The sequence below is a fragment of the Myceligenerans cantabricum genome, from assembly GCF_054777735.1.
Genome location: NZ_BAAHAJ010000001.1, coordinates 181,116 through 194,182 on the forward strand (window position 1 = coordinate 181,116; position 13,067 = coordinate 194,182).

General features: G+C 73.4%; 15 protein-coding genes and 2 tRNA genes. 9 read left to right on the top strand and 8 right to left on the bottom strand.

Features of this window, described 5'->3' with window-relative positions; translation table 11 throughout:
* Positions 1-767 precede the first annotated feature (767 nt).
* The 3 genes from ACYU96_RS00845 to ACYU96_RS00855 are packed head-to-tail and all read left to right on the top strand — an operon-like array spanning position 768 to position 2,067.
* Positions 768-947 (top strand): hypothetical protein, encoded by a 180-nt coding sequence (locus ACYU96_RS00845; protein WP_460748153.1) that lies wholly within the window; start codon positions 768-770, stop codon positions 945-947.
* Positions 944-1,384 (top strand): ribosome silencing factor, encoded by a 441-nt coding sequence (rsfS, locus tag ACYU96_RS00850; RefSeq protein WP_460748154.1) that lies wholly within the window; start codon positions 944-946, stop codon positions 1,382-1,384. The genes ACYU96_RS00845 and rsfS overlap by 4 nt, the downstream gene beginning before the upstream one ends.
* The gene (locus ACYU96_RS00855; protein WP_460748155.1) at positions 1,381-2,067 is read left to right on the top strand and encodes a histidine phosphatase family protein; all 687 of its coding nucleotides are present in this window, start codon (positions 1,381-1,383) and stop codon (positions 2,065-2,067) included. Before rsfS ends, ACYU96_RS00855 begins: the two co-directional genes overlap by 4 nt.
* A 76-nt stretch (positions 2,068-2,143) precedes the next feature.
* On the opposite strand, the gene ACYU96_RS00860 is transcribed toward ACYU96_RS00855, so the two are convergent.
* On the bottom strand, positions 2,144-3,361 hold the full coding sequence (locus tag ACYU96_RS00860; RefSeq protein WP_460748158.1) for a cellulose binding domain-containing protein: 1,218 nt from the start codon (positions 3,359-3,361) through the stop codon (positions 2,144-2,146).
* Between the two features lie 223 nt (positions 3,362-3,584).
* On the opposite strand from ACYU96_RS00860, the gene ACYU96_RS00865 reads away from it, so the two are divergent.
* Together ACYU96_RS00865 and ACYU96_RS00870 are read left to right on the top strand one after the other, a co-directional pair.
* Positions 3,585-4,019, top strand: a complete 435-nt coding sequence (locus ACYU96_RS00865; protein WP_460748159.1) for a hypothetical protein — start codon at positions 3,585-3,587, stop codon at positions 4,017-4,019.
* Positions 4,020-4,088: 69 nt separating this feature from the next.
* A complete protein-coding gene (locus tag ACYU96_RS00870; RefSeq protein WP_460748160.1) occupies positions 4,089-4,841 on the top strand; it encodes an alpha/beta fold hydrolase in 753 nt (250 codons plus the stop codon).
* 17 nt (positions 4,842-4,858) lie between these two features.
* On the opposite strand, the gene ACYU96_RS00875 is transcribed toward ACYU96_RS00870, so the two are convergent.
* The gene (locus tag ACYU96_RS00875) at positions 4,859-5,212 is read right to left on the bottom strand and encodes a hypothetical protein (protein ID WP_460748162.1); all 354 of its coding nucleotides are present in this window, start codon (positions 5,210-5,212) and stop codon (positions 4,859-4,861) included.
* Positions 5,213-5,310: 98 nt separating this feature from the next.
* On the opposite strand from ACYU96_RS00875, the gene ACYU96_RS00880 reads away from it, so the two are divergent.
* Positions 5,311-5,937, top strand: a complete 627-nt coding sequence (locus tag ACYU96_RS00880; protein ID WP_460748163.1) for a TetR/AcrR family transcriptional regulator — start codon at positions 5,311-5,313, stop codon at positions 5,935-5,937.
* A 74-nt stretch (positions 5,938-6,011) separates the two neighbouring features.
* On the opposite strand, the gene ACYU96_RS00885 is transcribed toward ACYU96_RS00880, so the two are convergent.
* Together ACYU96_RS00885 and ACYU96_RS00890 are read right to left on the bottom strand one after the other, a co-directional pair.
* A complete protein-coding gene (locus tag ACYU96_RS00885; protein ID WP_460748165.1) occupies positions 6,012-6,422 on the bottom strand; it encodes a hypothetical protein in 411 nt (136 codons plus the stop codon).
* Positions 6,409-6,603, bottom strand: a complete 195-nt coding sequence (locus tag ACYU96_RS00890; protein ID WP_460748166.1) for a helix-turn-helix transcriptional regulator — start codon at positions 6,601-6,603, stop codon at positions 6,409-6,411. The genes ACYU96_RS00885 and ACYU96_RS00890 overlap by 14 nt, the downstream gene beginning before the upstream one ends.
* Positions 6,604-6,711: 108 nt before the next feature.
* Between ACYU96_RS00890 and ACYU96_RS00895 the strand changes: the two genes are divergently transcribed.
* On the top strand, positions 6,712-7,185 hold the full coding sequence (locus ACYU96_RS00895; protein WP_460748168.1) for a hypothetical protein: 474 nt from the start codon (positions 6,712-6,714) through the stop codon (positions 7,183-7,185).
* Positions 7,186-7,279: 94 nt separating this feature from the next.
* Here ACYU96_RS00895 and ACYU96_RS00900 read toward each other — a convergent pair.
* Positions 7,280-7,352, bottom strand: a tRNA-Ala gene (locus tag ACYU96_RS00900).
* Positions 7,331-8,596 (bottom strand): DUF418 domain-containing protein, encoded by a 1,266-nt coding sequence (locus ACYU96_RS00905; RefSeq protein WP_460748170.1) that lies wholly within the window; start codon positions 8,594-8,596, stop codon positions 7,331-7,333. The genes ACYU96_RS00900 and ACYU96_RS00905 overlap by 22 nt, the downstream gene beginning before the upstream one ends.
* Before the next feature lie 529 nt (positions 8,597-9,125).
* Between ACYU96_RS00905 and ACYU96_RS00910 the strand changes: the two genes are divergently transcribed.
* Positions 9,126-9,198 (top strand) — tRNA-Ala (locus ACYU96_RS00910).
* 301 nt (positions 9,199-9,499) lie between these two features.
* Here the strand turns inward: ACYU96_RS00910 and ACYU96_RS00915 are convergent.
* Positions 9,500-10,381, bottom strand: coding sequence for an LLM class F420-dependent oxidoreductase (locus tag ACYU96_RS00915; RefSeq protein ID WP_460748172.1), 882 nt, complete (start codon positions 10,379-10,381; stop codon positions 9,500-9,502).
* Between the two features lie 142 nt (positions 10,382-10,523).
* Positions 10,524-11,591 (bottom strand): nucleoside hydrolase, encoded by a 1,068-nt coding sequence (locus ACYU96_RS00920; protein ID WP_460748174.1) that lies wholly within the window; start codon positions 11,589-11,591, stop codon positions 10,524-10,526.
* Positions 11,592-11,897: 306 nt separating this feature from the next.
* Here ACYU96_RS00920 and ACYU96_RS00925 point away from each other — a divergent pair, with 306 nt between their 5' ends.
* A complete protein-coding gene (locus ACYU96_RS00925) occupies positions 11,898-13,037 on the top strand; it encodes a PQQ-dependent sugar dehydrogenase (RefSeq protein ID WP_460748176.1) in 1,140 nt (379 codons plus the stop codon).
* Positions 13,038-13,067 lie beyond the last annotated feature (30 nt).

Sequence of the window (13,067 nt, forward strand, 5' to 3'; positions counted from 1 at the left end):
CGCAGGCGTCCGGTACCCGCGGTGTCGACGCGACCGGCCGGCTCACGCCGGTCCAGCAGCAGGGCGGCGGATCGGGTGGTCCAGCCGCACCCTCCGCGTTCCCGCCCCCGCGCGGCGGCGCCCCCGCAGGTGGCGCTCCTGCAGGTGGCGCTCCTGCGGGCGGTCCTCCTGCCGGCGGTCCTCCGACGCCGTTCCCCGGCCGCGGTGCCGCGCCGGCAGCTCCCGGCGGCGCGCCGGGCGGCAGGCCGAGCGGACCGCAGGGTCCCTTCGGATCCCCGTCGCAGGGCGGCCCGCCGCCCGCGGCACCGCCGGGTCCCGGTGTTCCCGCCGGAGGCGGCCCTGGTCAGCCCACGCAGGCCTCGTCCCCGTGGGGAGCACCGCCGCCGCGTGGCGGCCGTCCCGACCAGGCCTCTCCCAGCGGTCCCGGTGGTCAGAGCGCACCTCCCGCCGGCCCCGGCTCGCCCTTCGGCGACCGCGGCGCCAACCCGCCGCGGCCCGACGCCACGCAGGTGGCTCCGGGCGGCGCTCCGTGGGGGCGGAGCGCCTCTCCGGCAGGTCCCGGCCCGGGTGGTCCCGGCGCGCCGTCGGCGTCCCCGTTCCCGCCCGCCGGCGGCCCGCAGGGTGGCCCCCCCGGCCCCCCACCGGGTCCGGGTGGTCCCGGTCCGGCCGGCCCGGGTGGTCCCGACCAGAGGTTCGACACGATGGTCGGTGGGGGGCGTCCCCAGGCCGTCCGTGGCGGACGCCGGACGGAGGACGAGTGGGAGGACATGGAACAGGACGACCCCGGTCCCTCCTACACCTGGCTGCACTACGTCATCCTCGTCGTGGTCGCGTTCGTGCTCGGTCTGCTGATCTGGAAGCTCGTCCTGGAGGGTGACAGCACGGACACGCTGGAGGAGGCCGCGCGCACGGTGACGGCGTTGCTTCCCGGGGCGGGACGCGCATGACGGCGACCGACCGTGCGCGCGAGCTCGCCGTCCTGGCGGCCCGGGCCGCGAGCGACCGCAAGGCGCAGGAGATCATCGCCCTCGACGTGAGCGAGCACCTCGTGCTCACGGACATCTTCCTCATCGCGTCGGGGACGAACGAGCGCCAGGTGTCGGCGATCGTCGACGCCGTCGAGGAGGCCATGTACCAGGCGGGCTCGAAGGCGATCCGCCGCGAGGGCGTCTCGGAGGCGCGGTGGGCGCTGCTGGACTTCGGCGACGTCGTCGTCCACGTGCAGCACGCCGAGGACCGCGTGTACTACGCGCTCGAGCGGCTCTGGAAGGACTGCCCGGCAATCGAGCTGCCCGAGGACGCCCGGGGCGGCGGTGACACCGGAGAGTTCGGGGGCCCGGACAGGGACGTGGCCATCCACCTCGACCCCGGGCCTCGGCAGTGACGGCGGGCACCGTCGTCCTGCTGCGTCACGGCCGTACCGAGTACAACCACAGCAAACGGTTGCAGGGCCAGATCGACATCCCGCTGGACGACGTCGGCCGCTGGCAGGCGGAGCAGGGGGCGAACGTGCTGGCGTCGTCGCACACGGCGACGAAGGTCGTCGCGAGCGACCTCTGCCGGGCCTTCGACACGGCGACTGCGTACGCGAGCCTGATCGGCGCCGACGTCGAGCCGGACGTCCGTCTGCGGGAGCGGGCCTTCGGCGAGTGGGAGGGTCTGAGCAGCGAGGAGATCGCCGAGCGCTGGCCCGCCGAGCACGCGGAGTGGCGCGCCGGCGCCGAGCCGGTGCGCGCGGGCGCGGAGTCGCGCCGGCAGGTCGCCGAGCGGATGTCCGCCGCCGTGCTGGAGCACGCGGCCGCGCTGGAGCACGACGACACCCTGGTCGTGGTCTCGCACGGCGCCGCGATCACGCTGACGCTCACCACCCTGCTCGACCAGGACCCTGTCGAGTGGCGGGGGATCAGCGGCCTGCACAACGTGCACTGGTCGCACCTGCGTGCCTCCGGCCCGCAGGGGCACCCGGCGTGGCGGCTCGTCTCGCACAACGTCGGTGCGGGCTACCCGCTGGACCACTGGCTGGCGGGCCCGGACTGGAACCTGGAACCCGGCGTCTCGGGGGAGTGAGCCGGGCGGGCCTGCGGGCGCGGTGCCGGACCAGCGGTTCCGGCACCGCGCGCGCGGGGGGCCGCCCGCCCGGTGCTCAGCAGCCGATGCGCTCCTGGCCGAACGCCACGTCGTCGTACCAGAGCGTGTCCGCGTCGGCGCCGTAGCTCTCCCAGCCCAGGCGCAGGTCCGTGAGCGACGGGTTCCAGTCCGCGCGGCGCAGCCACTGCGAGTCGACGTCCGGTGTCGGCTCGCCGTCGACGACCAGGCCTTCCACCGGCTCCCCGTCGACCCACGTGCTCAGGTTTCCCCCGGCGACCTGGAACTCCAGGCACGTCCAGGTGTCCACCGGCAGCGGCCAGCTCAGCGCGACCCCGGCCGGGCTCTGCTCCGGCAGCGTCGCGTCGTCGGACTCGCGGTTCCACTGCAGGGCGCCGTTCTGGCCGCCCACCCGCAGGTCGGAGCCGTTGTCGGCGGCGTCGTTCAGAGCGATCATCGTGGTGTGCGTCTGCGGCTGCTCGGTGGTGTGGCGCAGGAAGACGCGGAACCACTCGGCGTCGTCGGGCAGGTCGCGCCCGAGGAACACGTGGTTGCAGTACCCGGCCCCGCCGTCGACCCGGATCGACGTCGTCCCGCTGTGGGCGACGCCCGTGTCGACGGTCGCGGTCCCGTCCCCGGTGCAGTTCTCCGCGCCGACCGTCCAGTCCCCGCCGGGCTCCGGGGCGGTCTGGTCCTCGAAGCCGTCGCAGGTCGCGCCGGACGCGCACTCCGCCGGGTCGGCCGTCGGCGTGGGGGTCGGTTCGCCGCAGTCGTCGTCCAGGGTCCGGGCCGGGCACGTGGGTGACGGGTCGGACGGGTCCGGTGTCGGTTCCGGGTCACCGTCGTCCCCGCAGAGCACACCGTCGACACGGAACACGGTCGGTGCTTCGAAGCCGGCGCCGGCGGAGACCACCGCGCCGAACGCGTCGATGGTCGACCCGGCGGGGACCACCGCGTTCCAGCCGAGGTCGGACGCGGTGACCGTCGTGCCGGACTGGCTCACGTCCGCGTTCCACGCGCTGGAGACCGCCGTGCCCTCGGGGAGCTCGAACTCGAGCGTCCACCCGTCGATCGCCTCGCTGCCGGCCGTGATGGAGACGGCGGCCTGGTGCCCGCCGTCCCAGCTGTTCACGACGGTGTACCCGGCCGAATCGCACGCCGCCGCCTGGGCCGTGCCCGTCGTCGACGTCAGCACGACTCCGGCGGCGAGCACGGACGCGACGGCGGCCGATACTCCCAGCAGGCGTCGGCGTCGTTCCCGGATTCCGGTTCGCATGTGTTCGTCCCCTGTTCGTCGGGCGTCGTCGTCCGTCGGGCGTCGTCGCCACCTCGTGCGGTGCGTCTTCTGGTGGACGCTAGCGGCGCTTGCCCTGGTGGATGAGGGGGTTATACGTTTCGAGAGTCGTCGCCCGGCGGGCGGGGCCGGGCAGGACCCGCGCGGACGGGTGGAGCAAGCAGACCGGGCCGGTCGCCGTGCCGGTCGTCATGGAGGGAAGACCGTGAGCCGATCCTGGGCCGAGCAGCGCACCGAGGCCGCGCGCCTGCAGGCCGAGCGCCTGCAGGCGCGGCTGGACGCCGAGCACGCGCGTGCCGAGGCGATGCTCGCGGAGTTCGTCGCCGCGGCCCGCGACGCGGGTCTCGAACCGGAGCCGCTCGTGGTGCTCGGATACGGTGGGCGGGGGAGCGCCCGCACGCCGCTGCGCGGCTGGTACCTGCGCGCGGACCGGACGGCGGCGGTGTCCGACGACGGCGCCTTCTACGTCCTGACCGCGCCGCTGTCGCTGCTGGACCGGGTCCGCGGCGTGCGCCCGGACCCGAAGCGGCCGCCGCTCGTGCTCGGCGCGGGCGGCAAGGACGGCGAGTCGGTCGAGCTCTCGACGGCACTGCACCGGCTGCTGCCCGGTGGCCGCCCGGGGACGACGCCGGGAACCTGACGGCACCTACCACCTGGAGCGGAATCTATGCGCTGGCTGAAGCGACGGCGTCACGACGAGGGTCGGCACGTGCGACTCAGCCACGCCACGACAGGTTCCGGGCCGGACGTCCTGCTGGTCCACGCGGGCGTGGCCGACTCCCGGATGTGGGGGCCGCAGGTCGCCGCGCTCGCCGAGCACTACCGCGTCACCACGTGCGACCTGCGCGGTTACGGCGAGACGCCGCTCGACAGCGAGCCGTACAGCGACGCGGACGACGTGAAGCGGCTCCTCGACACGCTGGAGACGCCGGTCACCGTGGTCGGGGCGTCGGCCGGCGGCCACGTGGCGCTCCAGGTCGCCTCCGGGTGGCCCGGCCTGGTCGACCGGCTCGTGCTGCTCAACCCCGCCTACCCGCTGCCGGCGTCACGCTCCCTGGAGCGTTTCGCACGGCGCGAGGACGCGCTGCTGTCGGCGGACGACATCGAGGGTGCCACGGAGCTGAACGTCGTCACCTGGGTGGGTCCCGAGGCCGGCGACAACGCCCGCGAGCTGGTGCGCACCATGCAGCGTCACGCCTTCCAGGTCCAGCTCGACGCCGGCGACGCCGTCAACCAGCAGCCCGGCCCCGACGCCGACCTGGCGCGCATCACCGCCCGCACGCTCGTCGTCTCCGGCGGCCAGGACCTGGACCACTTCCGTGCGGTCGCGAACCATGTGGTGCGGAACGTCGCGGACGCCCGCCACGTCCAGCTCGGCTGGGCGGGCCACCTGCCGAACCTGGAACGGCCGGACGAGATCACGGACCTGATCGAGGAGTTCGTCGCGGGCGGTCCCGCGTAGGGCGGTCCCGGTACCGGTCATGTCGTGCCGACCGACGGTGCCGTGGCCGCCGGCCGTGCCCGGGCCAGCAGCGCGGCGAAGGTCACCGCGCCCACGGCCCCGAGCAGGCTCGCGGCGCTGATCCGCCCGTCGACCGCGGAGGACGACACCGAGGTCATGAGCACGCCTGCGGTGAGCCCGAACGCGAACAGCAGCGCGGGCCGCGCCCGGCGCGACGGCAGCAGCGCGGCGGCCGCCAGGACCGCGCACAGGACGAGGTCGGGAACCAGGAACAGGTTGTCCGGGTGCCACGAGTCGTTGATGAACAGGAAGGCGAACGTGCCGCCGCTCAGGGTGAGCGCCGCCACCCTGCCGGCCGTGATGCTGCGCATTCCGGTCTCCTCTCGGCGAACTGATGTCTACACCGTAGACCCGAGGCCCGCCGACGTCTACGTCGTAGACTGGGCGGTCTCTCGGACGAAGGGTTCACATGGTCAGGTCCGGGCGCCTCACGCCCGCGGTGATCACGGCGGCGGCGCTGCGGCTCGGCGATCGCGAGGGTGCCGACGCGATGTCCATGCGGCGGATCGCGGCGGAGCTCGGCTGCGACCCGATGGCGCTGTACCGGCACTTCGCGCATCGCGAGGCGCTGCTGGACGCCGTCGCCGACGCCGCGCTCGCCGACGCACGGGACCCCGGCCCGGCGACGTCCTGGGCCGAACGCCTGCGCGCGATCACGGTCGCGATCCGCGCTGCGGCGCTACGGCACCCGGGCATCGCCGCGCACGTCGCCGCCCGGCCGCCGCTCGGCGAGAACGGCGGGCGGCTCGGTGCGGGACTGCTCGCCGCGCTGACCGAGGCGGGCCTGGCGCCGGCCGACGTCGTGCGGTCCTCGCAGGCGCTGGTCGCCTATCTCGCGGCGGCGCTGGCGATGAGCGTGCGGGCCGGCCACCGGGACGCACGCTGGGAGCAGGTCGGCCAGGCGATCAGCGGCCTCCCCGATCAGCCTCCCGGCGAGGAGATGTTCGTCGTCGGCTCCGAGGAGCAGTTCGAGTACGGGCTGCGGCTCCTGATCAACGGGATCCGCGCCGAGGCGGCTGCCGCCGAACCCCGCTGACGATCTCGTCCGGGAGCTGGGCCAGCCCCGGACGGTGTCCCGGAGCGAGGTGGACCGTCCGGTGGCGCCCGCCGTCAGATCCGGCGGACGGCGACCAGGTTCGCCACGATCCAGACGGCGGTCATCCCGAGGACCTGGCCCCACGCGACCCAGAACATGGGGTGGGACGGTTCGAGCAGGGCGGTGGCGGCGAGGAACGTGGCCATCGAGAACAGCAGGCCGGCGACCCCGACGACGGCGAGCGCGAACGCCGTCATCGAGCGGTCGCGCTCGTCGACCACCTCCAGGGCGTTGAGGCGCGTGACATCACTCGCGCGCCCGGAGCGGGCGTACACGGCGGTCGCGGCGATCGCCACGGCCGCGACCAGCGAGGCGACGGCCGGGAACCATTGCCCCGCGACGGTGAGCGCGGCGGCGACGACGAGCAGGACGAACGTCATCAGGGCGTTCCACCAGGACATCCGCAGCCGCTTACGTGTCCACATCGAAGATCTCCTCCACGGGCCGGTCGAAGTAGCGAGCGAGGTGCACGGCGAGGCGCAGCGACGGGTCGTAGCGGCCGGTCTCGATCGCGTTGATCGTCTGCCGGGACACCCCCATCACCTCGGCGAGGCCTTGCTGCGACAGGGCCCGTTCGGTCCGCAGGGCACGCACACGACTCTCCACGAGTGGAAAGCCTACTTGACATGGTCGCGGAATGGAAAGCATGCTTGACATGTCAGGCGTGCTTTCCCGGTGTCGCCGTCATCCCCGATCCATCTTTGGAGGCACCCCGTGTTCGAATCCCTCGTCGCGTTCGTCGAAGGCCTGCCCGTGTGGGCGCAGTGGCTCGGAGTCACGGCCGTCAGCGCGATCCCGTTCGTGGAGAGCTACGGTGGCTCGGTGATCGGAGTCCTGGTCGGCGTGCCGCCGGCGGCGGCGATCGTCGCGGCGGTCGTGGGGAACGTGATCTCCATGGTGCTCGTCGTCCTGCTCGGCCACGCCGCGCGCGATCGCGTCCTGCAGAACCGGGACGAGCCGGAGGTGTCACCGCGCCGCCAGAAGCTCAGGCGGGCGTTCGACCGGTTCGGCGTTCCAGGCGTGAGCCTGCTCGGGCAGACGATTCTCCCGAGCCAGATCACCTCGGGCGCGATGGTGTCCTTCGGTGCGTCCCGCAACGCCGTGATCGCCTGGCAGTGCCTCTCGATCGTGCTGTGGGGCGTGGCCTTCGGGCTGCTCGCCCAGGGCGGCGTCACGTTGCTGCGCTAGCCCCGAGCGGGCGGCGGGACTGCGCCCCACGAGACATGACAAGACGGCGCGGCCCGAACAGGGCACGCGCCGTCTACCGTCGAGTGGAACTGAGTGGAGCTGAGGGGACTCGAACCCCTGACCCCCTGCATGCCATGCAGGTGCGCTACCAGCTGCGCCACAGCCCCGACACCCACCACGTCCTGGCAGGCTCGGTAAGTTTACGCAGCGCCGGGGCCACCAGCCAAATCGAAAAGCCCTCCGCGTGTGACCCGCTCTCGCGGGGTCCGTACGACCCGCCGGCCGCCCGGCGTCCGCGTGCCCCCGGGTCGGCCCGCCCGCGCTCCGTGCTGACCCTGCTGCGGGGTGCCGGTCGGGTGCGGCTGAGGCGACGCAGGAGGTCCTCCGCCGGTCCCCGGTGGCCCGCCCGGTGCAGCCAGTACGCGCCTGCCAGGGAGACCACCCACGTCCCGAGCGCGATCCCGGCCGCACCGACGTACCGGACCTCGCCCCCCAGCCCGAGCGCGAACGGCGCCATCAGCGCCACGAACGCGACCGACTGGAACAGGTAGAACGTCAGCGACCGCTGTCCCAGGGCCTGGATCGCCACCACGACAGGGTGCGCGGGGACGGGTACCCGCAGCGCCACCAGCCCGACCAGAGCGGCGGCCCCGACACCGCCCGCGTACCCCGTGACCCCGTGCACCACGGCCGCGCACCCGGCTACGACCGCCGTCGGCCCCGTCCAGAACCCGGAGTCCATCAGTGCGAACGGCACGCCACCCAGCACCGAGGCCCCGAGCCCGACGACGGCGACCTGCCCCAGCAGCACCTGGTGACGGTGCGGCTCCTCAAGGATCCGCCGCCGCGCCGCCCAGATGCCGAGGAGCACGCCGGGCAGCACCTGCCAGGTCATGAACGCTGCCATCCGCAGCCACTCACCGATCCGCTCGACCGGCGCGAAGATCGGGGCGTCCGGGCCGATCGCCAGGCTGAAGCCCTCGGTCGCGGACAGGACCCCGTACACCGCGAACGCCACCGCCACGCCGATCAGGGAGAGCTGGACCGTCTGGAGCAGCCGAGTGTCGGACCAGGTCAGCGCCTCGGCCAGGACCAGGCTCGCGATCCCGTACATGGTCAGGACGTCGTAGAACAGCAGCGCGACGTGCAGCAGGCCCAGGACGAGGAGCCAGGTGCCACGACGTCGGACCAGGCGCCGCACGGTGCCCCAGCCGTCACCCCGGTCCCGGCGGCGCAGCGCCAGCTGGGCGAGGCCGTAGCCGAACAGCAGGACGAACATCGGCCGGGCACGATGGTTCACGAGCAGGTCCTCGAAGAACACCGTCAGGCGGTCGCCGAGTCCGGGCAGACGCACGCCGTCGACCGCGTACAGCAGCAGGCACGAGTGCGCGAGCGCGATGGAGAGGAGCATCAGCCCACGCGCCAGGTCCGGAGCCGGTGCGCGGGCCGGGACGAGGGTCCGGGCGGCCTGCAGCAACCTATGCCCGACCCTGCGACGCCGGTGCGGCCCCGCACCGCGCGAGCCGCATCACGCCGTTCCAGTTCTGGCCACCGGTGGAGGGTACGCGGAGGGGGACCTCGGCCCGGGCGGACATCCACGGACCCGGCGACGTGCCGTCCGCGCTCGTCAGCGTTCGGGCACGGACGGGCCTGGGCTTCGGCAGGTGCATCGGTCCTCCGGTCGGCGCGACGACGCGCCGGGGTCGGCCGGCAGGTCGGAAGGGCAGGAGCGCGACGCACGCCCCGGACGACAGAACCAGGACCCGGTGAACGGTGTCCGCTCGGCGGGTGAACCCCGGACGATGCCTGGGTGCACACGCGGGATGCCCGGGCGTGCACCCGGAGTGACGAGGCCCACCCGATCCGGTGCTGCTCTCGATTTGGCTGGTGGCCCCGGCGCTGCGTAAACTTACCGAGCCTGCCAGGACGTGGTGGGTGTCGGGGCTGTGGCGCAGCTGGTAGCGCACCTGCATGGCATGCAGGGGGTCAGGGGTTCGAGTCCCCTCAGCTCCACTCTGTGATGACGCGGGACATCGTTCATAGATGTCTCGCGTCATCGTTCATATCGGGGGGCGTTCAACGGGAGTCCGATCATCGGCCGGGCTCCCGGCGTCGTCGGCGGCCTTGAGGGCCTGCCGGGCAGTCGGCTGCGGGTGAGGGCACGGCTCCCCGGCATCACGCGGCGGCGGTCATCCTGGAACGGCCTCTCCCTGGGCGTGCACCGTGTCGAACCCGAGCGCGCGGTTGAGCCTCCCGGTGACCTGGGTCGTGGTGGTGCGCAGCAGGGACAGGGGGTCCAGGATCGCCGTCCCGCTCAGATCTGCTGGAGGCGGGGCACCACGTTCTCGGTGAGCCGGGTGGCCCACGGGACCGGGTTCTCGTACGGCGTCGGCATGAGGGCCACCAGGCTGATGCCGAGCGCCCGGTACCTCTCCATCTCGGAGAGGAATCCGTCCACGTCGCCGACGGCGTCACCCTGGTAGAGCATCGTCTTCTCGATGGCGTCGTAGTCGGTGCCGAGGCGCTCGCAGTGCGCGCGCAGCACCTCCAGCTTGTGCCGGACCGTCTCCCGCCCCTCCTCGCCCGGGGCGCCGAAGAGGTTGCAGGCCTGCCCGTACTGGGCCACCAGGCGCAGCGTCTTGCGCTCGCCGCCCCCGCCGATCATGACCGGTACGGTGCCGCGCGACGGCTGAGGGAGGTTGATCGTCTCGGCCAGCCGGTAGTGCTCGCCGTCGAAGGCGCCGTCGTCGTCGGACCACATCTGGCGGCAGATCCGCAGCGTCTCCTCGAGGCGCTCGAACCGTTCCGCGGTCGGCGGGAACGGCACGCCCAGGCCCGCGTGCTCGCGGTCGTACCAGGCCGCCCCGAGCCCCAGCACGGCGCGCCCGCGGGAGAGCACGTCCAGGGTGGAGACCGTCTTGGCCAGCAGGCCGGGGTGGCGGTAGGTGACGCCGGTGACGAGCAGGCTCAGGCGCACGTTCTCGGTGACGCCCGCGAGGTAGCCCAGCGTGGTGTACCCCTCGAGCATCGGCTCGTACGGCCCGCCCGCCTGCAGCATCTGGAACCAGTGGTCCATCACCGAGAACAGGTTCACCCCGCCCTGGTCGGCGATCTGCGCGGTCTCGGTGAGCCGGTCGGCCAGGGTGGTCTCCCACTCGGGGTGCGTGAAGGTGAAGTAGTGCAGTCCAAGATCCATGACGAGTGTTCCCTTGCGGTACGGAGCCGGTGGGCGGGCCGGGCAGGCCCGCCGTTCTCGATGCTACGAACCGGTCGCACGCCGATCCAGGGACTGTCGGTCCCCCGCTACGGGTCGCGCGTCATGGCCGAGCAGCGCGCCATCAGGACGTTCCTGTCGTCCTGACTCCGTTGAGCCCCGCCAGGAAGAGATCTTCGAACACGGCCTTGTCGGCCGAGAGGCCCGCGCGCTGGGGGGAACCGCCCGGCGCGTCGACGGTCCGGCCCGACGACGGACCGCTCACCACGACGTCGAGCGGGCGCGTCGCGTACTCCACACCCTCGCCGGTGACCAGGGAGACCGCCGCCAGTGCGTCCCACCAGTACACCGCGCCGAGCTCCATGAGGTCCACGACGGCGGGCTGGGTGACGATCGAGTGCACGAGGCCCGCCTCGTAGGTCCGGCCCTCGGTGCCCAGGCGGGTGACGAACTCGTCGGTGAACGGTACGTGGTCGGTGGCGTCCAGGGGGACGAGGCGGAGGCGGCCGTCCGGCACGCCGTCGACCACGTGCCGCGTGGCGGACGGGTCGATCCAGGCGTTGACCTCCTGGGTGTTGTCGAAGCCTTCGGTCGTGGACCCGAACAGGTTGCCCCCGACGTCCACGGCGCCCGCCATCGCGACCACGCCACCCAGGCGGTGCCGGACGGTGTGCGCGCTCATGCGGTCGAGGGCGGCCGAGACGTTGCTCAGAGGTCCCGTGGCGAACACGGTCACCGGGTGCCGCGACCTGGCGACGGTGGCCGCGATCAGCTCGGGCGCGGCGACGGGCGCGGGCTCGTGGGGGACGTCGGCGTCGTCCAGGGCGCCGGTGAGGATCGTCTCGATCGTCTCCCGGGCCTCCGGCGGCGGCTGGTTGACCCACCTGTCGGTGCCCTCCGCGACGGGCACGTCCCCGAGCCCGCAGCCCGCCAGGATCTCGCGGGCATGGGTGAGGGTCCGTCCGGGCGTGCCGATCCCGTTGTTCACCACGGTGACCGCGCGCAGGTCGACGAGGCCGCTCCGGTGGGCCCGGCACAGGTAGGCGAGCGTCGAGGCGTCGTCGAAGTCCATGTCCGAGTCGTAGACGACGGGCACCGGTCCGTGGTGCCCGGGCCCCGGCGTACCGCCGGCGTGGGCGGTCGTGAGGCTCGCGAGCGTGAGCCCGGCGGCGGCTCCGGCCGACATCACCATCCTGGTCACCTTCCTGGTCGCCGTGCCATGACGTGTTCCCTGGGCGTGCCGCATCGTGTACCTCCGCCATCGGTCGGTCCGATCATCCCTGCCTCGCGCGCCCGGCACCAGGGCGTTCGGCCGGCCTCGCGCGCCGCGGCCGGCCGAGAGGGGCCGCCGGGGCCGCTCCGCCGCGGACCTGAACGGTTAACCACCTGTCACCGGGTGAAAAATTCTGGTTGTCTGGGCTCGCCGGCCGCGGCCGCGACCTGCGCACCCAGCGACGGGGAGGTGGGGCGCGAGCCGGCCGTCCGTCAGACTCGGGGAATGAGGAGAACGATGAAGGCCCTCACCATGACCGCTGCCACCTGTCTCGCGATCGTCGGGTGCGGGGTGGGCGTGTCGTCGTCGGACGCGCCGTCGTCGGTCAAGGCGTCCGGTGCCGGAGAGTCCACGACGTCCACCAGCGCGCCGTCCTCGGAGATCGGGGCCGCCGTGGAGCCGGTCGGCGAGCCGCGGCCGGTGGCGAGCGACCTCGCGGCCCCGTGGTCGGTCGCGCTGCACGGCGGCACGGCGCTCGTCAGCGGGCGGGACAGCGGCGACGTCCTCGAGGTGCTCGACGACGGGAGCACGCGCGTCGTCGGTACGATCGGCGGCGTGAGCCACGGCGGGGAGGGCGGCCTGCTCGGCCTCGCGGTCGACGACGGCTTCCTCTACGCGTACTCCACCGCCGCCGACGGCAACCGGATCCAGCGGTTCGAGCTCGCCGGCGAGCCCGGGTCGCTCGGGCTCGGGGACGCGGAGACGGTCCTCGACGGGATCCCGGCGGCCGGCTTCCACAACGGCGGCCGCATCGCGTTCGGCCCGGACGGCATGCTCTATGCCACCGCGGGCGATGCCGGGACCGGCGACGCGGCGCAGGACCTCGACAGCCTCGCCGGGAAGATCCTGCGCCTGACGCCCGACGGCGCCGTGCCCGACGACAACCCGTTCGACGGCTCGCTGGTCTACAGCTACGGGCACCGCAACCCGCAGGGCATCGACTGGGCCGACGACGGCACGATGTTCGCGTCCGAGTTCGGGCAGAACACCTGGGACGAGCTGAACGTCATCACGCCGGGCGGCAACTACGGGTGGCCGGTCGTCGAGGGCATCGGGGGCGACGACCAGTACGTCGACCCCGTGCAGCAGTGGAGCACCGCGGACGCCAGCCCGAGCGGCATCGGGATCGCGGGAGACACGATCTTCGTCGCGAACCTGCGGGGTTCGGTGCTCCGCGCGGTACCGGTCGCGACGCCGGCCGAGTCCACGGAGTACTACGCGGGCGAGTACGGCCGTCTCCGCGACGTCACCCTCTCGCCCGACGGCGACCTGTGGTTCCTCACGAACAACACGGACGGCCGGGGCGACCCCGGACCGGACGACGACCGGCTCCTGGCCGTCCCCCTCACCCAGGACGGGGAGTGAGGCGCCCGGTCCGGTGAGAGATCGCGCGGG